The following is a 22,721-nucleotide window of genomic DNA, read 5'->3' on the forward strand; positions in this document are numbered from 1 at the left end:
CTGAGTTATGCGGAACTGAACGCACGAGCCAACGGGTTGTCTTGTCAACTGATTGAACAGGGAATTGGGCTGGGTGACCATGTTGCGATCCTGTTAGAACGCTCAATTGAACTGGTGGTGGCTCAGTTAGCGATCCTTAAGGCCGGTGCAGTTTATGTCCCGGTTGATCCCAACGTACCGGATGAACGGAAAAACTGGCTGATAAACGATTGTGCCGCCAAATTATTGCTGACGGATATGCAAACGGAGATCCCGGTTGAACTGGTTGTTCCGCCGTTCCGTTTTTCCGGCGAGACAGAACCGTTCCGGGCAGAAGACCATCGCAATCCTGATTTATTGGGTGCCAGTACAGAGCCGGCGTATATCATGTACACCTCCGGTTCGACGGGGATACCCAAAGGCGTCATCGTGCCTCATCGGGCTGTTGTCCGGTTGGTTATCAATAATGGTTATGCTGACATCGAACCCAATGACCGGATTGCTTTCGCCGCTAATCCCGCTTTCGATGCCAGCACCTTTGAAGTTTGGGCACCGTTGCTTAACGGTGCTGCGCTGGTGGTTATTGATCATACCACATTGCTGACCCCGCCGGATTTTGTCCAGGCGTTACAGGCGCACCGCATTACGGTGCTGTGGATGAGTGTCGGGCTGTTTAACCGGCTGGCGGAGGAGCTATCCTCGGTGTGGTCTCAACTTAACATGCTGCTGGTTGGGGGAGATGTCCTCGATCCGCATGTCATTGCTCAAGTGCTGCGTAAAAACCCACCCAAAAAGTTATTGAACGCCTACGGTCCGAGTGAAGGAACCACGTTTACCACGACTTACCACATTCACGGATTAACATCGGGTACGACTTCTATTCCTATTGGTCGGCCTATTGCCAACACCCGGGTTTATTTGCTGGATACTGACGGTCAGCCGGTGCCATTGGGGATGACCGGTGAGATTTATATCGGGGGTGATGGCGTGGCCTGCGGTTATCTCAATCGCCCTGAACTGACCGCTGAACGCTTTCTCACCGATCCATTTAGTGACAAACCGAATGCACGTATGTATCGCACCGGAGATTTAGCCCGCTACCTGCCAGACGGCAATCTGGAATTTCTGGGCCGTAACGACCAGCAGGTGAAAATCCGCGGTTTCAGGATTGAACCGGGAGAAATTGAAGCTCGACTGGTGGAATATCCGGCAATACGTGAAGCGGTGGTGCTGGCGTCAGGAGAGGGACAGGACAAACAACTGGTTGCCTATGTGCTGACCCAGGGGAGTGACGGTTTGGCCGCTCGCCTGCGTGAACACCTGAGTGCGCGGTTGCCGGATTATATGATACCGGTGGCTTTTGTGCGTCTGGACGAATTCCCATTGACGCCGAATGGTAAATTGGATCGCCGGGCGTTGCCGGCACCGGAGGAGGACGCCTTCGCCCGTCAGGTTTATGAAGCACCGCTAGGAGAGAAAGAGATTGTTCTGGCGACCCTTTGGCGCGAATTACTGGGTATTGAGCGAATTAGCCGACATGACAGTTTCTTTGCGCTGGGCGGTCACTCTTTGCTTGGCGTACGGATGATTGAGCGCCTGCACAGTCTGGGATTGACACTGGCTGCCCGTAACCTGTTCCAGTACCCGGTGCTGTCAGAACTGGCCCGGACACTGGAACAACATCAGGCCGTCGTGGTGCCGCCGAATGTCATTACCCCAGCAACTACCGCGCTGACACCGGCAATGCTGCCGCTGATTGATCTGACCCAGTCTGAGATTGATCACCTTGTTGAACAGGTGCCGGGCGGGATCGCTAATATTCAGGATATCTATGCGCTGTCGCCGTTGCAGGACGGTATCTTGTTCCATCATCTGCTGGCGAAGGAAAGTGACCCCTATCTGCTGGCCTATCCGATGATTTTTGCTGACCGGGCGCTGCTGGATCGCTATCTGGCGGCAGTGCAACGGGTGGTTGATCGTCATGATATCCTGCGAACCGCATTTATCTGGCAGGGATTATCCGCACCGGCGCAGGTGGTTTGTCGTCAGGCACCTTTATCGGTCACTGAACTGACTCTGGACCCGGCTGATGGGCCAGTGGGTGAGCAATTGGCTCACCGTTTTGACCCACGTCAGGCTCGTTTTGATCTGAGTCAGGCTCCATTGTTGCGTTTTGTAGTCGCACAAGAAACAGCCGCACAAGAAACGGATGGCCGCTGGCATGTGCTGCAATTGCAGCATCACCTGATTGGCGACCATACGACAATGGAAGTGATGCACCGCGAAGTGCAGGCCTTCCTTGCCGGACAAAATGACAACCTGCCTGTACCGGTGCCTTTCCGCAATCTGGTGGCGCAGGCTCGATTGAATGCCAATCAGGCAGAGCATACCCGCTTCTTTACTGACATGTTGGCTGACGTGGATGAGCCGACGCTGCCGTTTGGTCTCACCGAAGTGCATCGTGATGGTTCGCAAGTCACACAAGCGCACCGGATGTTATCGCCGGAACTAAACGACCGCCTTCGTCAACAGGCAAAACGTCTGGGCGTCAGTGTGGCCACATTGTGTCATCTGGCCTGGGCGCAGGTGCTGTCGCAGACCAGCGGGCAGGAAAAAGTGGTGTTCGGCACGGTGCTGTTCGGGCGCATGGCGGCGGGAGAAGGCGCTGACAGCGGCATGGGGCTGTTTATCAATACCTTGCCGTTGCGACTGGATATGGATGATACACCGGTGCACGACAGTGTACGGCTGGCACAGTCCCGGTTGGCCGGATTGTTGGATTATGAGCATACTTCACTGGCGCAGGCCCAACGTTGCAGTGGCGTAGCGGGTGGCACGCCACTGTTTAGTGCCTTGTTGAACTACCGGCATAATGAGCCGCCGCTGATCCCACATGAGGTTGTACCGGGTATCGAATTTCTGGGTGAACAGGAGCGAACCAACTATCCGTTAGTGCTGTCGGTAGAGGACGGAGGGTCTACTCTGGGGCTGACTGCACAGGTAGTACAGCCGTTTGAGCCGGATCGGGTCTGTGGTTATATGCAACAGGCGCTGACCAGTCTGGCAGACGCGCTGGAGCGGGCACCGGAAACGCCGGTACGGGCACTGAACATTTTGCCTGAAACGGAGCGTGCGTTATTGCTGGAAACCTGGAACGCAACGGAAACACCGTATCCTGAGCAGTTATGCATTCATCAGTTGTTTGAACAACAGGCAGAGAAAACGCCGGTTGCTACCGCGCTGATAGCGGGAGATCAAACCCTCAGTTATATGGAACTGAATATCCGTGCTAACCGACTGGCGCGTCAGTTAATTGAGCAAGGAGTTTATCCGGGGGAACATGTTGCGCTCTTATTAGAGCGATCTATTGAGCTGGTCGTAGCTCAGTTAGCTATTCTCAAGGCGGGAGCTGTTTATGTTCCGATTGATCCTGGCGTACCGGACGAGCGGAAGAACTGGTTAATAAAAGATTGTTCAGCCAAATTGCTGCTCACCGATATGCGGGCTGATATTCCGGCTGATCTTCTGGCTATTCCGTTATTTCGTCTCTCTGGTGAGATGGGCACCATCAGGGACGAAGATCGCCTCAATCCTGACTTACCCGCTTCCCGTACCGGAGCCGCGTATATCATGTATACCTCTGGTTCTACCGGTACACCAAAAGGCGTGGTAGTGCCTCATCGCGCGGTAGTTCGGTTGGTTATTAATAATGGTTATGCTGAAACCGGACAGGATGACCGCGTTGCCTTTACCGCTAACCCGGCTTTCGACGCGAGTACCTTCGAAGTCTGGACGCCTTTGCTTAACGGCGGCGCACTGGTGGTCATCGACCACGCTACCTTGCTGACACCACAGGCATTTGTACAGGCTTTACAGGTTCATCGGATTACGGTTTTGTGGCTGACGGTTGGATTGTTTAACCGACTGGCAGCGGCGTTGTCTCCGGTTCTCCCACAGATCAATATCTTGATTGTCGGAGGGGATGTGCTTAATCCGCATGTGATCGCTCAGGTTCTGCGTAATCGCCCGCCTCAGCAGTTATTGAACGGCTATGGCCCGAGCGAGGGAACGACGTTTACCACGACATACCGTATCACTGAACTGCCGGTAGGAACGACAAAACTTCCCATTGGTCGGCCAATCGCTAACACACGCCTCTATTTATTGAACGCTTATGGTCAACCCGTGCCACTGGGGGCGATAGGTGAGATTTATATTGGTGGGGACGGCGTTGCCTGTGGTTATCTTAATCGCCCTGAACTCACTGCTGAACGCTTCCTGGTTGATCCTTTTAGTGATCAACCGGCTGCGCGCATGTACCGAACCGGAGATTTGGCCCGCTATCTGCCGGATGGCAATCTGGAGTTTTTTGGCCGTAATGATCAGCAGGTTAAAATCCGTGGTTTTCGGATTGAACCGGGGGAAATTGAAGCGCGGTTGAAGGAGTACCCTGCGGTGCGTGAGGCGGCGGTGCTGGTGTTAGGTGACGGGCAGGACAAACGGCTGGCCGCCTATATAGTAGCGCAGGCAGATGACGGATTAATCAACAACCTGCGTGCCCACTTAAGCGCAATCTTACCTGATTATATGATCCCAGCGGCTTTTGTCCGTCTGGATGAATTCCCGCTGACGCCGAACGGTAAACTGGATCGTCGGGCATTGCCGGTGCCGGGCGAGGAAAACTTTGCCCGTCAGATCTATGAAATGCCGCAAGGGGAAACTGAAATAGCCTTGGCGGCTATCTGGCGCGAGTTGTTGGATGTTGAGCAAATCAGTCGGCATGACAATTTCTTTGCTCTGGGTGGCCATTCGTTGTTGGCGATGCGGGTGATGAACCGTGTTGCGGCTTTCGGTGCCGAACTGCCGTTGACTACATTGTTTAAAGCGCCTGCTTTGCTGGCCTTTGCTAAGGTGGTTGATGAGCATCTTAATGAACAGCGTGGGGCATTGCCAGCCATCACACCGACACCCCATGATGGAGCGCTGCCCCTGTCATTCGCGCAACAGCGTTTGTGGTTCCTGGCGCAGTTTGAGGGGATAAGTGATACCTACCATATTCCGTTGGCACTGCGTTTACGGGGCCAGCTTGATATTCATGCCTGGCAGCAGGCGCTGAATCACCTGTTTGCCCGCCATGAAGCATTACGTTCTGTTTTTATCACAGTCAATGAGCAGCCACAGGTTGAACTCCTGCCGGCGGACTTGGGTTTGCCGATGAAAAAACACGATTTACGTAAAGCTCCTGAGATGGATGAACAGCTTAAGCGTTTGTGTGAGCAGGAAGCGAAAATACCGTTTAATCTTGCCTGTGATCCCTTAATTCGTTCTGTTCTGATCCAACTGGCTGACGATGAGTATGTCTTCCTGTTGACCCAGCACCATATTGTGTCCGATGGCTGGTCTTTAGGGATATTGAAATCAGAACTGAGTGCACTTTATTCAGCCTGTTTAAACCAACAGCCTGATCCGTTGCCGCCGTTAGTGATCCAATACCCTGATTATGCTGCATGGCAGCGTCAGTGGCTTTCTGCGCAGAGGATTCAGGTTCAATCCGATTATTGGCGAAGGGTATTGGCTGACGCGCCAGTCTTGCTGGATTTGCCAACTGATCGACCACGTCCACCGGAACAGGTGTTTGCCGGAAACCTCTGGCCTGTCAATCTGGACTCTGAGTTAACGGCATCCCTTAAGCGTCTGAGTGAACAACAGGGGGTCACGTTATTTATGACCTTGCTATCAGCCTGGTCAATAGTGCTGTCCCGTCTGTCAGGTCAGGATGATGTGGTTATCGGTACACCAAGTGCCGGTCGCAGTCGTCAGGAAGTGGAATCCTTAATTGGTTTCTTTGTTAATACGTTAGCTTTGCGTATCGACTTATCGGGTGAGCCTGATGTGACGGAGTTGCTGGCGCGTGTGCGGCAAACCGCGCTGGCGGCACAGGAGCATCAAGATTTACCGTTCGAACAAGTGGTGGAAATTGTACAACCCCCGCGCAGGCTGGCACATACCCCGTTGTTTCAGGTGATGTTTGCCTGGCAGAGCAATGAGATTGTGGCGTGGAGATTGCCGGAACTGACAATTTCACCGATCGATCAAGCCTTTGATGTCGTTAAGTTTGATCTGGAACTTAACTTGTTTGAAGAGGAAGACCGGATTGTCGGTTATCTCGGTTATTCAACTGCTTTGTTTGATCAATCGACAATCGAACGACACGTTGAATATTTGCACACAATACTGCAAGCGATGGTCGCGGATATTCAGCAGCCAGTCGGGGAAATGAATATTCTGGCACCAGTAGAGCGCCAGTTGTTGCTGGAAACCTGGAATGCAACCGTAGCCCCCTATCCTGAACAGCTGTGTATTCATCAGTTGATTGAACAACAGGTAGAAAGAACCCCAGATGCGATAGCGGTACGGTATGAAAACCAGACGCTCAGTTATGCTGAATTGAATGCCCGAGCCAACCGATTAGCACATCAACTGATGGCATTCGGTGTCATCCCCGATCAACCCGTTGCCATTTGTGTGACACGATCACTGGAAAGGATCGTGGGATTACTGGCGGTGTTGAAAGCAGGCGGGGCATATGTGCCACTAGATCCGGCTTATCCGGGTGAACGTCTGGCTTATCTGCTGACGGATGCTGCGCCAACTGTTTTGCTGGCGGATCATATTGGACGGGCTGCACTGGGTGAAGCAGCACTGAAGACGTTAACTGTACTCGATCCAAATACTCAGCCGGATCAGCCAGACAATAATCCACAGATCCCTAATCTCACCTCACGGCATCTGGCGTATGTGATCTACACATCCGGTTCTACGGGCAGACCGAAAGGGGTGATGATTGAACATCAGAGTCTGGTTAACCTGACGCTGGAACACATTGCTCAGTTTGATATTGGTGTCACCAGCCGGATGTTGCAGTTTGCCTCATTTGGCTTCGATGCCAGCGTCTGGGAAATCATGATGGCATTGAGCAGTGGGGCTATGCTGGTTATTCCGACGGAAACAATCCGGCAAGACCCGCACCGCCTCTGGCATTATCTGGAAGAGCAATCGGTGACTCACGCGTGTCTGACACCCGCCCTGCTACGGGATGGTGCTGATTTACCGGCGCTGACGATAAAACCGACCGTGATATTGGGCGGTGAAGCACCCAGTCCGGCGCTAATCCAGACATTAAACCGTCAGGCCACGCTGTTCAATGCCTATGGCCCGACGGAAATCACCGTTTGCGCCACCACCTGGCATTGCCCGCCAGACTACACAGGGGGATCAATTCCCATCGGCAGACCGGCAGTTAACAAACGGATCTATCTGTTGGACAAACACGGTCAGCCGGTGCCGCAGGGCGCAGTCGGTGAGTTATATATTGGCGGTGTGGGTATGGCCCGTGGCTATCTCAATCGCCCTGAACTCACCGCTGAACGTTTCCTGACGGATCCGTTTAGTCATCAGCCGGATGCGCGGATGTATCGCACCGGAGATTTGGCCCGTTACCTGTCGGATGGCAATTTGGTCTTTGTTGGCCGTAATGACCAACAGGTTAAAATCCGTGGCTTCCGAATTGAACCGGGAGAGATTGAAACGCGGTTGATTGAACATCCGGCGGTGAGTGAGGCATTGGTCGTGGCGTTGGGTGATGGACAGAATAAACGCCTGGTGGCTTATGTGGTGGCGCAAGAGGATGATGGATTGGCCGCCCGTCTGCGTGAACACCTGAGTGCGCAGTTGCCGGATTATATGGTGCCGACGGCTTTTGTACGTCTGGAGGCGTTTCCGCTGACGCCAAACGGCAAGCTGGATCGTCAGGCGCTGCCGGCACCGGGAGAAAACGCCTTTGCCCGTCAGGTCTATGAAGCCCCGCAAGGGGAGATAGAAGTGGCGTTAGCGACCATTTGGCGTGAATTGCTGAACATTGAGAAGATCAGTCGGCACGACAGCTTCTTTGCCCTCGGAGGCCACTCGCTGTTGGCGGTGCGGATGATTGAGCGTTTGCGGTGTATGGGGTTGGGCATCTCGGTACAAGCGCTATTCCAGCACCCGACATTGAACGTGCTGGCTCAGTCTTTGTCTCAGCATTGTGAGATCAAGGTGCCTGAGAACCGTATTACACCGGATACGTCCGTGTTAACACCGGAGATGTTGCCGCTGATTGACCTCACTCAGGGTGAAATTGACTGTATTGTTGATCAAATACCGGGTGGGCTGGCTAACATTCAGGATATCTATGCTCTGTCACCGCTACAGGATGGCATTTTATTCCACCATCTGCTGGCAAATGAAGGCGATCCTTATCTTCTGTTAACCCAACAGGCTTTTGCCGATCGGTCTTTGCTGGATCGTTATCTGAGCGCCGTTCAACAGGTGGTTGATCGCCATGATATCCTGCGAACCGCTTTTATCTGGGAGGGATTATCCGCTCCGGCTCAGGTGGTTTGTCGTCAGGTTTCCTTATTCATCACAGAATTGACACTCAATCCGGCTGACGGTTCGATCAGTGACCAACTGGCCCAACGCTTTGATCCGTGCCAGCATCGTATTGACCTGAGTCAGGCACCGTTGCTGCGCTTTGTGATTGCTCAGGATATTGATGGCCGCTGGATCCTGCTGCAACTGTTACATCACCTGATTGGTGACCATACCACGCTGGAAGTGATGAACGGCGAAGTGCAGGCGTATCTGACCGGGCGGGGAGGCAGCTTGCCTGCGCCAGTACCTTTTCGTACTTTGGTCGCTCAGGCTCAATTGGGGATCAGTCAGGAAGAACATACCCGTTTCTTTACTGATATGCTGGCGGCAGTGGAGGAACCGACGCTGCCATTCGGATTAACAGAAGTACACCATGACGGCTCGCAGGTGGCGGAATCGCACAGAATGCTGACGCCTGCACTGAATAACCGCCTGCGTAATCAGGCCCGGCGTTTGGGCGTCAGTGTGGCGGCGCTGTGCCATTTGGCCTGGGCACAGGTGTTGTCACGTACCAGTGATCAGAAGCAAGTGGTATTTGGCACAGTGCTGTTTGGGCGTATGCAGGCTGGCGAAGGCGCCGACAATGGCATGGGGCTGTTTATTAATACCCTGCCGTTACGATTGGATATCGATGAAACTCCGGTGCGGGAGAGCGTACAGGCTGCCCATAGCCGATTGGCAGGATTATTAGCGCATGAACATGCATCACTGGCGCTGGCTCAACGTTGCAGTGGGGTAGCCCGCGGGACACCGCTGTTCAATGCACTGTTGAATTACCGACATAATACCCAGCCGGTCACGTCGGATGACCTCATCAGCGGAATTGAATTCCTTGGCGCACAGGAGCGGACTAATTACCCGTTTGTATTGTCGGTAGAGGACGGGGGTTCCGATTTGGGGCTGACGGCTCAGGTTGTACAACCCTTTGATCCGGAAAGGATATGCGGTTACATGCAGCAGGCGCTGGAGAGTCTGGCAGAGGCACTTGAACAGGCACCGGAAACGCCGGTACAGGTGTTGGAAATCCTGCCGGAAACTGAGCGCACATTATTGCTGAAAACCTGGAATGTGACCGAAACAGCCTATCCTGACCAACTGTGCATTCATCAACTGTTTGAACAACAGGTGGAGAATGCCCCGGACGCCACGGCGTTGGTCTATGAAAACCAATCCATTAGCTATGCGGAATTAAATATCCGTGCTAACCGGCTGGCGCATCAGCTTATCGCGCTGGGGGTTGAGCCGGAGCAGCGGGTGGCGATTTGCGTGGCCAGTTCACCGGCGCGGATAGTGGGACTGTTGGCAATATTGAAAGCGGGTGGTGCCTACGTGCCGCTGGATCCTGCTTATCCGGGTGAACGTCTGATCCATATTTTGACCGATGCTGCACCGACTATTTTGTTGGCGGATAATACCGGCCGTTCCGCATTCAATGAGCAAATACTTTCGCAGCATGTTGTTCTTGATCCGAATTTATTGCCTGATCAGTCAGATAATAACCCACACGTCGCGGCGTTGACCTCCCGTCATCTGGCTTATGTGATTTACACCTCCGGCTCGACGGGTACGCCGAAAGGTGTGATGGTTGAACATGGCGGGCTGGTCAACCTTATCCGGGATAAAATCACCCAGTTCGCTGTTCATGCCCATAGCCGGATGTTGCAATTCGCTTCATTTGGTTTTGATGCCAGTGTCTGGGAAATCATGATGGCATTAGGCAGTGGCGCCAGTCTGGTTATTCCTGACAATGCCATTCGTCAGGCGCCAGAATATCTCTGGCATTATCTGGAAGAACAATCGGTAACGCACGCTTGTCTGACACCTGCGCTACTGCGGGATGGTGCGGATTTACCGACGATAACCATCAAACCAACATTAATACTGGGCGGTGAGGCGCCTGGTGTGGCCTTGCTTCAGGCACTGAGTGGTCGGGCAACGGTATTCAATGCCTATGGCCCGACAGAAATCACCGTTTGCGCCAGCGTCTGGCGTTGTCCATCAGATTATCAGGGAGGATTCATTCCGATTGGACGCCCGACGGCTAACACCCGAATTTATCTGCTGGATGCCCTCAGTCAGCCGGTGCCTTTAGGGGCGGTGGGGGAGCTGTATATTGGGGGAGCCGGTGTTGCCCGTGGTTATCTCAATCGTCCTGAGCTAACTAGCGAACGTTTCCTGGCTGATCCGTTTAGTGATGACACTGATGCCCGCATGTATCGCACCGGCGATTTGGTTCGCTATCTGCCGGACGGCAATCTGGTATTTGTGGGGCGTAATGACCAGCAGATTAAAATCCGTGGTTTTCGGATTGAACCGGGGGAAATTGAAGTTCGGCTGACAGAACATTTCGCGGTACGTGAAGCGCAGGTATTAGCGCTGGGTGATGGGCAGGATAAACGTTTGGTCGCTTATGTGGTAGCAGAATCGCATGACGGATTGGCAGCGAGTCTGCGTGAGCATTTGAGTGCTCTGTTACCGGATTATATGGTGCCGGCGGCTTTTGTCTGTTTGACCGCCTTCCCGCTAACTGCTAACGGCAAATTGGATCGCCGGGCATTGCCAGCTCCGGGAGAAGAAGACGTTGCCCGTCAGGTTTATGAAGCTCCACAAGGGGAGATAGAAACGGCATTAGCGGCTATCTGGCGTGAGGTGTTAGGGGTTGAACAGATTAGTCGACATGATAACTTCTTCGCGTTGGGAGGCCATTCGTTGTTGGCTGCGCGGGTGATGAACCGGGTAGCCGCTTTCGGTGCTGAACTACCGCTTGTTACCTTGTTTATGTCACCCTCTCTGGCTGCTTTTGCGGAGAGGATCTACGCACAATGTCATGAGGATAGTGACAGGTTGCCTGAGATTACTCCGGTATCCCGCGAGAGCGCTCTGCCATTGTCGTTTAGCCAGCATCATCTGTGGTTCATTTCGCAGTTTGGAGGGGTAAGTGATACTTACCATATTCCTGTGATACAGCGTGTGCGTGGTCAGTTTGACATCGGTGCCTGGCAGCGGGCGCTGAATGCTCTGTTTGCCCGCCACGAAGCCTTGCGTTCTGTCTTTGTGACGGTTGATGGTCAGCCCCAGGTTGGGCTATTGCCGACGGAATCCGGTTTGACCATGAAGAAATATGATCTGCGAGGCGCACCTGACGTGGACGGAGAACTTAAGCGTTTGTGTCTGGAGGAGTTTGGGCAATCGTTTGATCTTGCACAGGGACCATTAATCCGCTCCAGTTTGATACAACTGGCAGACGATGAGTCTGTATTTCTGCTGATCTTGCATCATATTATTTTTGATGGCTGGTCTTTAGGAATACTGAAATCAGAGCTAAGTGCCCTCTATACGGCTTTGGTGACAGGCCAACCTGATCCACTACCACCGCTGCTGATTCAGTATCCTGATTATGCAGCATGGCAGCGTCAGTGGCTTTCGGTTGAACGCTTACAGTCCCAGTCTGACTATTGGCGTACCCTGTTGGCTGGTACACCGGTACTGCTTGATTTACCCACCGATCGGCCACGTCCTCCTCAGCAGTCGTTTATCGGGAGTTCATTGCCCATCAATCTGGATGAGGCGTTAACGAAAGCCCTCAAGCGCCTGAGTGAGCAGCAGGGGACAACGTTATTCATCACCATTCTGTCAGCCTGGGCGATGGTTCTGTCGCGCCTGTCAGGTCAGAGTGATCTGGTTATCGGCACACCTTGTGCCGGCCGTGGGCGTCAGGAAATTGAATCCCTGGTGGGTTTCTTTGTCAATGTATTGGCCTTACGTATCGACTTATCGGGCACCCCGGATGTGACGGAATTACTTGCGCGTGTGCGGCAAACGACATTGGCGGCACAAGATAACCAGGATCTGCCGTTTGAACAGGTGCTGGAAATTGTGAAACCGCCGCGCAGACTGGCGCATACGCCGCTGTTTCAGGTGATGTTTGCCTGGCAGAACAATGAGAAAATAGAGTGGAAATTGCCAGCGCTGGAAACCTTACCGGTTGATCAGGGTTTTGATGTGGTCAAGTTTGATCTTGAACTTAGCCTGTTTGAGGAAGAAGGCAGAATTGCAGGTAGTCTGAATTATGCAACGGCCTTGTTTGATCACCAGACAATCGAGCGGTATGCGGGTTATCTGCACACCGTATTGCAAGTGATGGTGGCTGACCCACAACGACCGGTCAGGGAAATTGATATTTTGTCATCGGCGGAACGTCGGCTGTTGCTGGAAACGCGGAATGCGACTGAAATAGCCTATTCCGAACAACTGTGTATCCATCAGTGGGTTGAACAACAGGTGGAGAAAACCCCAGATGCTACAGCGGTGATACATCGGGAGCAGATCTTAAGCTATGCGGAACTGAATGTTCAGGCCAACCGACTCGCTCACCAGCTTATCTCTCTGGGGGTAGTACCGGATCAGCGGGTGGCGATTTGTGTGACACGTTCGCCAGCGATGGTGGTGGCGCTATTGGCAGTACTGAAAGCGGGTGGTGCCTACGTACCACTGGATCCCGCCTATCCGGGTGATCGTCTGGCTTATATGCTGAATGATGCCGCTCCGTTAGATCCTGTCCCGTTAATCGTACTGGCGGATAATACCGGGCGTGCTGCTTTGGGTGAAGAAGCACTGGCGAAATTCACCGTACTTGACCCGAATACTCTGCCTGACCAACCGGACAATAATCAACCGGACAACAATCCGCAGGTTCCTGCGTTAACGTCACGGCATCTGGCCTATGTGATTTATACTTCCGGCTCGACCGGTACACCGAAAGGGGTGATGGTTGAACATCGTGGGCTGGTCAACCTTATCCGGGATAAAATCAGCCAGTTTGACATTCATGCCCACAGCCGGATGCTGCAATTCGCCTCATTTGGTTTCGATGCCAGCGTCTGGGAAATCATGATGGCATTGTGTGGTGGTGCCACTCTGGACATTCCTGCCGATGCGATTCGTCAGGACCCGCGCCGTCTTTGGCATTATCTGGAAGAACAGGCGGTGACTCATGCCTGCCTGACACCCGCTCTGCTGGGGGATGGTGCGGATTTACCGGAGATAAACATAAGACCAACATTGATACTGGGCGGAGAAGCGCCCAATGCGGCGCTAATTCAGGCACTGCATGGACGGGCCACGCTGTTCAATGCGTACGGCCCGACAGAAATCACGGTATGTGCCGCCACCTGGCGTTGTCCGGCAGATTATATCGATACGTTAATTCCTATCGGACGTCCGACAGCCAACACCTGTGTCTATCTGCTGGATGCCTGTGGCCAGCCGGTTCCACTGGGAGCGGTCGGGGAGTTGTATATTGGTGGTGACGGTGTAGCCCGTGGCTATCTCAATCGCCCTGATCTGACGGCTGAACGTTTCCTGCCTGACCCGTTTAGTCAGACACCGGATGCACGGATGTACCGCACCGGAGATTTGGCCCGCTACTTGCCGGATGGCAACCTGATATTTATTGGCCGTAACGACCAGCAAGTGAAAATCCGGGGATTCCGGATTGAACCGGGAGAGATCGAAGCCCGGCTGACGGAGTACCCGACGGTGCGTGAAGCTATCGTACTGGCTCTGGGTGATGGGCAGGATAAACGTCTGGTGGCTTATGTGGTGGCACCAGCGGAAGCTGGACTGGCTACCTGTTTGTATAGCCATCTGAGAGCACTGTTGCCTGACTACATGATACCGGCGGCTTTTGTCCGTCTGAACGCCTTTCCGCTGAACCCTAACGGTAAGCTGGATCGTCGGGCGCTGCCGGAACCTGATCAGAATGCTTTTGTTCATCAAGCCTATGAAGCGCCGCAGGGGGAGATTGAGATGGCATTAGCGGCTATCTGGCGTGAATTGCTGGAGGTTGAGCAAATAGGCCGGTATGACAATTTCTTTGCGTTGGGTGGACACTCGCTGCTTGCTGTGCGGATGATAAATCTTGCCGCAGGCCGTGGTTTGATGTGTACATTGAATGACCTGTTCCAATTCCCTGTGCTGGCTGAACTGGTATCAAAAATCACATTAGATCCACTGTCCCAGCCGCAAAGCAGTGCGATACCTGTGCGGCCATCCGGAATGGAACCGCCGTTATTCTTTGTGTCCAGCGGCATGGATGATTACTCCTATGTCTTTGGATTGGCTAAACATATTCAGTCAGACTATCCGGTTTATGCCTTGCCCTGGCCATCCATCAATGAAGAGCCGATATCGACTATTGAGGCATTGGCCGCCAAAATGATCACCTTTATGAAGGCGGTTCAACCGGAAGGCCGATACCGGATCTACGGTTACTCTTCTGGTGGTGTACTGGCTTATGCCATTGCCCAGCAACTTCTGAACGCCGGTGAGACCGTCGATTTTCTGGGTTTGATTGATACGCCTGCCCCTCACTGCTTTAAGCAGCAGGTTATTCAACCAAAGCTTCATTTTCTTGCTGAACTGGCAAAACAGTCGGGCGGGGAACATGAAGAGGAGATTGCGGTATTGCATCAGAGAATTGATAAACTGAATTTGGTGCAATTTATTGCTGCGGCGCAGGAACTGGGACTATATCCGGCAAATCTGCGTCCTGACCTGATCGCAAAACGTTGGGAACAGATGGTAAATTATATGCAAATGGTTAAAGAATATGAACCACAAGCATTGGCGATAACGCTCCACCAGTTCTATGCGACAGAATCTTATCCGCAGATCCCTTTCGTTACAGAATCCGCATTACCCTCTTTGAGTATGGAACCGTCGTTAGGCTGGAAGCAGGTTATGCCTGATTCTTTGCTCCAGCTAACATCTGTACCGGGCGACCACTTTAGCCTGATGGAGGATAGTGAAAATAAAACCATTTTGGCTAAAACCTTAAGTCAGGCGTTAGCAATGAATTGTGAAGCGGAGGCGGTGTAATTTCACGATTAATTGTGGAATAAATATCAATTAACCTGATTGTTACAGGCGAGACCAGCTTTGTTGGTCTCGCCTGTTTTTGTTTGATATTAATGTACTTGAATAATTTGATATTCAGCCATGACTGAGCCGAATTTCATTCTGAAATCATTGTTTCATGTAAATAACGCCATTGAGGGTGGGAATTATCGAATGAAATAATTGCCAGTGACCAACGATAATTCGTATTTCCATCTTTGGTCTGTTTTTCACGATAACGCACTGCAACATATTCTGCACTGAATGTGATCACAGTGCAGTTATCAACTTCAATTTTTAAATTTGGTCTGGAACCAATGCTATTAACAAACATTTCTTTTACTTGATTTAATAAGACATGCTGACCGGCCAAAGTGGTCATAGTAAAATCAGGGGTAAAACTATTGAGTAGTTTATTCAATGAGTCAGGATTTTTTTCCTGTTTATTGGTGAAAACATTTTCAATCCATTGATGAATTTCAATAACACTTTGGCAGGCAATTAACTCGTTTTCTTTTCGCATAGGTTCTCCGAATGTTTTTTTAAATTATGCAGACTCATTAAAGGTAATAAACCGATTATCGCTGCAAGGATAAAAGTCAGGTGATACGCATTAGCAGAAATAGATCCTTGCTGTAATAAATTAAAAATCATAGTAAATAACGCCGTGCCAATACTAAATGACATTTGACGATTGATATTCCAAATCACACTGGCTCGAGATAATTTTTCATTGGCAAAATCCATTAGCGCAGTTGTCTGTGCAGTGTTAGCACCAATGCCTCCACCAATTCCCATCAGCAAATACGCGCCAATCAAGCCTGGTACATCGTTTGCGTGATTAATGGTAGCTAAGAAAGCAATACCAATAGCATGAAGTACAATCCCACATAAAAATAGACGATGAGCACCCCAACGGTTATACATTCGTCCACATATTAATATGGCACCCAATGCACCAATCGCATATAAAATCATGAGAGAGCCGGTTTTTTTCGCTGACCATCCCAGTTGTTGTTGTAGATAAAAAATATTCAACAGATTAACGCCGGTAAATACGCCTGGAATTGAGTGATAAATCCACACGGAAATACGCATACGAGTATTTTTTATTACAGACAGATCCAGAATAGCATTCTGTACACGATGGTAATGTCGTATATAAAACAGAGTAAAAAAAGCGCCACTGGTCAGGAAGATAATTGGCAGCCATTTCTGGGTTGCATCAGCGTACATAGAAAGTCCTGATAGTAAAGATACCAATGCTAAACTAACCAATAACAACCCCTTCAGATCAGGTTTTTGAGCCAAAATTGTTTCATTACGCAGCCAAATCAGTGAAAGAATGGATGCTAGCAAGCTGAAAGGGATATTGCTAAGAAACACCCAACTCCAGCTATAGTGATCAACAATAGCACCTCCAACACCCGGGGAAATAGCCGGTGCAATGAGTGCAACAGCCATAACCAGTGTCGAGATTTTTGCCCGTTCATGCTTTTTAAACAACCCAAAGGTTAACGCTTGCCCGACCGGAATCAACAAACCGCCTCCCAATCCTTGAATAAAGCGCCACAATACTAAATCATAGAAATGTTCCGCCAGACCAGAAAACAGAGCAGCTATAGAGAAAAGTAGCATCGAAGCTGCCATAATTTGCCGTGTGCCAAAACGTTCAGCCAACCAGCTACTAATAGGTATAATGAGTGTCAAACCCAGAATATAACTATTGGATACCCAGGCTACGCGAGATTCAGAAACAGACATTTGATCGGCAATATCAGGCAAAGCAATTGCCGACATAAAAATATTGATGCAATCAATAAAGAAACCAAGCAAAAATATTAATGCAATACGGTAGCGATAACTCATTATTTTACCTCCATTCAGGAAGTTTAATGACCATTGACTTAGTTAGTCTATTCATTTAATTTAAACACTTAATTTAATTATATTTAACAATAAAAATGCAACCTCATCTTAATCGGATACAAACTTTTCTTACGGTGGTAGAATGCGGCTCTTTTACCCGCGCGGCTGAAACTTTATTTATCAGCAAAGCTGTCGCCAGCATTCATGTGAAAGCACTGGAAGAAGCGTTAAGCGTACCATTGTTAGTGCGTAATACTCGTGGTATTGCATTAACAGAAGCGGGGAGAGAATTTTATGAAGATTTTAAAAAAATATTTCATCACATTCAGGTTGCGTTCGATAATGTTGCGGAACGGCATCACTCCTTAGCCGGAAAATTACGAATTACTTCAACAGTGGAATTTGGTGAAAAATTTCTGCTTCCTTTAATCAGTCAATTTTGTGAAATCCATCCTCAACTGGAAATTAGCTATTTTGCTGACTCAGCCTTAAATGATTTAATTACCGAGAGAATTGATCTTGCGATCCGTTTGGGGACATTAGATGATTCAACATTGAAAAGCAGGCAGTTAGCGACTTTTAAAATTAAATTAGTTGCAGCTCCACATTGGTTAGAACGCAACCCCATTAGTGAACCGATGGCGCTGAATAAAGTGGACTGGATTGCCAACACGAATCTACAAAACCCAACCCAATGGGAATTAAAACATCCTATTCATCCCAGGTTTATCATCCGTGGCAAAATTAAATATGCCTCAAATAATTCCTCTGCCATTCGTTCACTGACTCTATCTGGTTTAGGCGTATCTGTATTACCCGAATGGCTTGTCAATGAAGATATAGCGTCTGGTACTCTGGTAGCGCTTTTCCCAGAATATCATCTACCCAAACAGGAAATAACGGTTGTATTTCCAAATAATGTACAACTTCAACGTAAGAACCGTCTTTTTATAGATTACCTATTAAAAAATTTGGTCGTGTGAATAAGAGAAACCAAAGTTTGTACCTGTTTTCAATCTTGTGCCTTGCTCAATTTGAAGTGATCAATTTTTATTGATCACTTCAATTAAAAATATAACCTAAACTTCTTTTTCATTGAGTAAACGGTTTAAGCCATTGATAACGACTTCTCTGGATTCATTCTTACGAATGGCTGCATAGATATCAATATTTAAGGATTGAGCAGCAACTTTATCTAATTCCCTGTAACAAAGCCCTTTTTGATTAGAGATACACATAGAACGGGGCATAAGCGCCATTCCTTTCCCTCTTGCAATACTGGAAAGCATGACCAGTGAATCATCAGGCTCCTGACATCTTTTTAATAAGAAAGGTAATTGTTGAAAATAACTTTCACATTTGTCGTAAAAAACGGGATTTGCGTTTCTTGAAAACCAAAAAAGAGACAGATCGGCAACATCGGTAAGCGACACTTTTTCTTTCAAACTGCCAGGATGAGAAGACGGTAATGCAAGCAGAAGAGGTTCACGATAGAGCCAGTAAGATTGAAAATCATGTTTATTATGTAGACTTTGTTCTCCTATAACAACAAGATCTATTTTCTCTTTTGAGAGAAAACGCAAGAGTTGGCTAGAAACCAGATGTGATGTGCCAATTTCCCCTCCTGTCATAAGCGCTTTAATTTTATTACTTAGCTCAGGGATATTATTAAAATTTAAAGTGCTGGTAAGCCCAATACGTAAATAAGTTTCCTCATTTTTAATTTTATCCATAAACAGAGCAGGGCGCGAGCATGCTTTGATGAATATTCAACCAAAGAAAACTCTAGCCCTATAATCATCACACCAACCCGCTTTTTTAAGTTTGTTCCTTTGGCTGGATGCCCCACAATCGCATTGTTTGACCAGATTCAACACAATTCGCCGAAATAATGCCAGATTCTCAACCGCACCATCCAGAACAATTCTTGAATCATCTTCTTTAAAAACTACATCAAGGATATAGGGCTGACCATTCTCAATTCGCCAATGTTGACGAATATAGTGCCCCAATAACTTATGCTTGGGTGAAAGAGAACTCACGTAATAAGAAGTCTCCACCGTTCCTTTGCCGTTTTGTGTCCGGTGACGTTCAACCGCAATCACACTGCGGATCGTTGGCCACTTGTCGGCCAGTTCTGGCTCGAATTTTGCCTTTAACTGAAACACATAGCGCTCTTCACGTCGGCCATGGGCTTCTTGTTTAACTTCCGTGATAATTTTCTCTTTACCCGCATCAAACACCGCCTGAAATTGAGATTGGACGGCTTCCCACAGATGGGGCTGATTTTTCTTCACCTGAACAACAACATGGGCTTTTTTTTCACTGATTTTCTCCAGTGTTTGGCGCTGACAATGCAAGGCATCTAGCGTGACTATGCTGCCTTTCAGGTCAAGAAGCTCTAGCATCTGCCGTACGATACTGATTTCACCGTTTTTCGTAGCGGTCGCTTTCTGGCTCAGAACTAACCCCCGCTCCGTATCATACGCCGTGACCAGCTGAACGGCATTTTTCCTTTCATTACGGTAGGCGTGTCGCAGAACTTTTCCATCAAAGGCAATGACCGGTTTTCCTCCCTGTTCACGTTGCTCGTTGATCCAGTTGAGTAAAGCGTCCAGCAGGGAATCGAGCTCAATAGCGCGCACTATCCTGGCCATCGTGTGTCGACGGGGTATTCCACTGAGAAAAGAACGATATTTTCTCAGCCATTTAATTTTAGCACGACCATAAGTTTCAATATCTTGCCAGCCTTCGGCGCCGGCCAGAATGGCACTGATGACAAGAAAAATGACATCAACCAGCTCGTATTGACGATTGATATCAGAACGGGTTTCTTTCACAACGGTTAAATATTCAATCAGGGTCTGGTTCGGATTCATGGGCGAGCATTCAAAGAAGAAATAAGAATAATTAGATCACGTAATTACTGTTCATTCAATAGGCGTTAAAAGTATGCCCAAGCCCTGGTGTACGACTGCCGGTGGTTTCAACGACTTTGACGTGCTTCCTTCCTTCCTTCCTTCCTTCCTTCCTTCCTTTCTTCATCCAGCCGTAACTTAATTTTGTAGACTGGGTAGGATGCACGGCATCAATAAACAAAATAGGCTCATTTTGGCCACAAGCTTCTTTCAGCGCGTTGTAGGCCCCAATAAACTGTTGCTGTTTATCGGCATCAAATTTATGCGGAACTCCCATTGGCTTCTTCCCTGACGGTGAAGCCATTTCGTCATACCTGCGACAGTGAAAGCCACCTGCCATTGATCCCAGACATAAGCCACGATTTGTGCGGTGGTGTGCATCAAATTTGCGGTCAGATAATCAATCAGTTCAACGGTGCGTTCAGCAGATAAACGGCTTTCAGAGCCGCCATTTTCAGGGGCGAGTTTTTCCTGAGAGAAGTACTCCTTCAGATGGTGGTTCACGGTGCTTTCATGGATACGCAGGGCCTGAGCAATCATCTGGGTAGTCCACCCTCTGATGCCAAAAGCACAGCCTTGATGCGGTCACGTACTCGTCCATCGCGAGTAGTATCATGCATCAATTCGAGGGCTTTCTTTTGATCTGCTGTCAGATGAATTTTCATGGTCACGATCATGATCTGATAAGAATGAAAAATCAAGCATCTTCAATTACGAGGGGTATATAATTCATTAGCCTGAACCTAAGCCTGAAATTGATCACTGGAAATCTGAGGTGATCATACGGATATTTCTGCCATTTTAATGCGGAAAGAGGTTGGAATACGTTTCATTTTAATATTCCTGTTTAAAACTCTTTAGCATTTTCACGACATATACTCGATAAACTGCAAGTTGCAATCCGCAAGACGACGCGAGTCCTTATATTTCCCTGCGCAGGGAAATATAACACGCATCTTGAAGTTGGATTGGTATATAATGTCAATATTTATAATAGGTACAGGATAAAAAATATAACCTGTCAAAGAAACCACAGACTAAGATCCTTTTATTCACCCCTTTGATAACACAGAAAACCATATAATTATTTACAGAGTTATTTTTTGTTCTCACTTCAAAGATGCATTTCAAAATGGATAAATATCCAGTCATTTTTTGCGAGTTGCTTCGCAAAGAGCAACATTCCCGATGGCATATTAGCCAACTAACCGCTAGGGTAGATATCGATCATTAACAATGAATACTATTTAGATGAAAAACACGTATGAATTCGCGGTGCAGTGCGGGCAAAGTGCTGATAGAGTATCGCCGTATATCCATAACACAAGGAGCGTACAAATGAACCTTCATGTTTCATTTCGCTATTCTGACATTGATACCCCAGAATTAATACTGAACGGCAGTGCACTCAGCGATGCTGGATTTACCGCAAATGAATTATTTCATATCTCACAGTTTTCCAATGGCGTTATTATTTCTCTTATTGATCCTAACGCAGATTTAGCCTGTTTAATCAACGAAATGGAAAATAACCCATACCAAGGAATCGACAATATTCGTGAAAATGGTGAACTTTATATTGCCGGAGACTGGCTAACGATCAGCAATTTAGTAGAACAACCTATTAACATTGAAATACAGCCTGACAAAATTATTCTAAAACCTAAATTGATGGAAATATTGGCTTAAAATCAAGGGTCACTACAAAAATAGTTTCCCATTGATTAGCCGGAAAGAAATATTAAGCAGAATTCCGGCTTTTATATTATCTGATATTAAATACCGCCTTATTTAAACGGTATTTCGCACTCTATGGGCTATTTACCACCAGCCAAGTCAATGAAATTGCCTGTAACATACGACGATTCATCAGATAGCAGCCATGCAATGGCCTGAGCAACTTCTTCCGGCTGTCCTCCCCGTTTCATAGGCAAGGAATCTTTGATTCTTTCAACTCGTCCAGGCTCTCCACCATCGGCATGCATTTCGGTATAAATGAATCCAGGGCGAACAGCATTTACCCTGATCCCCTGTGCAGCCACCTCTTGTGCCAACCCAATTGTCAGCGTATCAATAGCCCCTTTCGATGCCGCATAATCAACGTATTCATGGGGAGAACCCAGTCGAGCGGCAGCGGATGAAACATTGACGATGACGCCACCTTGCCCACCGTGACGCAAAGCCATTCTCTTAACCGCTTCACGTGCACAGAGAAAGGCGCCAGTAATATTAGTGGCAAAAATTTCATTTAACCGCTCTGCCGTCAACTGTTCAATGGTAGCTTGAGGTTTTAAGATCCCGGCATTGTTCACTAACCCAGAAATATACCCCAACTCTTTTTCCGCCTTCTGGAACAATGCTATCACTTGCTTTTCATCCGCAATATCCACCTGAACCGCAATTGCTGACTGCCCAAGGGCACGGATCATATCCACCACTTCATAAGCGCTATCTTCACGGTTACGATAGCCAATACAGATATGGTGCCCTTGTTTTGCCAAACAAATCGCCGTGGCCTTACCGATACCACGGGAACCACCAGTAATGATCGTTACTTCTTTCATAATGCCACCCCATACTTGATTT

At 49.0% G+C, this 22,721-nt stretch carries 8 protein-coding genes and 1 pseudogene; 3 read left to right on the forward strand and 6 right to left on the reverse strand.

All coding sequences use genetic code 11. The annotated features are described in order from the left end of the window. Nucleotides 1-15: 15 nt before the first annotated feature. Nucleotides 16-15,330 carry a non-ribosomal peptide synthetase gene (locus PXH59_RS17465; protein ID WP_352232143.1) on the forward strand — a complete coding sequence of 5,105 codons (15,315 nt, stop codon included), beginning with the start codon at nucleotides 16-18 and terminating at the stop codon, nucleotides 15,328-15,330. Nucleotides 15,331-15,466: 136 nt separating this feature from the next. Here PXH59_RS17465 and PXH59_RS17470 read toward each other — a convergent pair whose 3' ends face one another. Together PXH59_RS17470 and PXH59_RS17475 are read right to left on the reverse strand one after the other, a co-directional pair. Then, nucleotides 15,467-15,871, reverse strand: coding sequence for a hypothetical protein (locus PXH59_RS17470; RefSeq protein ID WP_285809380.1), 405 nt, complete (start codon nucleotides 15,869-15,871; stop codon nucleotides 15,467-15,469). Continuing rightward, the gene (locus tag PXH59_RS17475) at nucleotides 15,850-17,217 is read right to left on the reverse strand and encodes an MFS transporter (RefSeq protein WP_285809382.1); all 1,368 of its coding nucleotides are present in this window, start codon (nucleotides 17,215-17,217) and stop codon (nucleotides 15,850-15,852) included. Before PXH59_RS17475 ends, PXH59_RS17470 begins: the two co-directional genes overlap by 22 nt. A gap of 95 nt (nucleotides 17,218-17,312) precedes the next feature. Here PXH59_RS17475 and PXH59_RS17480 point away from each other — a divergent pair, with 95 nt between their 5' ends. Next, entirely contained in the window at nucleotides 17,313-18,200 is an 888-nt protein-coding gene (locus PXH59_RS17480) for a LysR family transcriptional regulator (RefSeq protein WP_285809383.1), read from the forward strand. 96 nt (nucleotides 18,201-18,296) lie between these two features. On the opposite strand, the gene PXH59_RS17485 is transcribed toward PXH59_RS17480, so the two are convergent. The 3 genes and pseudogenes from PXH59_RS17485 to PXH59_RS17495 all read right to left on the reverse strand — a co-directional run. Next, nucleotides 18,297-18,950 (reverse strand): LysR family substrate-binding domain-containing protein, encoded by a 654-nt coding sequence (locus tag PXH59_RS17485; protein ID WP_285809384.1) that lies wholly within the window; start codon nucleotides 18,948-18,950, stop codon nucleotides 18,297-18,299. 36 nt (nucleotides 18,951-18,986) lie between these two features. Beyond that, nucleotides 18,987-20,096, reverse strand: coding sequence for an ISAs1 family transposase (locus PXH59_RS17490; protein WP_285809385.1), 1,110 nt, complete (start codon nucleotides 20,094-20,096; stop codon nucleotides 18,987-18,989). A gap of 88 nt (nucleotides 20,097-20,184) precedes the next feature. Then, nucleotides 20,185-20,800 (reverse strand): annotated as a pseudogene (locus PXH59_RS17495) (winged helix-turn-helix domain-containing protein); the annotation flags it as partial. Nucleotides 20,801-21,473: 673 nt separating this feature from the next. Between PXH59_RS17495 and PXH59_RS17500 the strand changes: the two are divergent. After that, nucleotides 21,474-21,824, forward strand: coding sequence for a SymE family type I addiction module toxin (locus PXH59_RS17500; protein WP_047768868.1), 351 nt, complete (start codon nucleotides 21,474-21,476; stop codon nucleotides 21,822-21,824). Between the two features lie 128 nt (nucleotides 21,825-21,952). On the opposite strand, the gene PXH59_RS17505 is transcribed toward PXH59_RS17500, so the two are convergent. Further along, nucleotides 21,953-22,699 carry an SDR family oxidoreductase gene (locus PXH59_RS17505; RefSeq protein WP_285809386.1) on the reverse strand — a complete coding sequence of 249 codons (747 nt, stop codon included), beginning with the start codon at nucleotides 22,697-22,699 and terminating at the stop codon, nucleotides 21,953-21,955. Nucleotides 22,700-22,721: the final 22 nt, after the last annotated feature.

The organism is Xenorhabdus bakwenae, from assembly GCF_030272115.1.
Lineage (GTDB): Bacteria > Pseudomonadota > Gammaproteobacteria > Enterobacterales > Enterobacteriaceae > Xenorhabdus > Xenorhabdus bakwenae.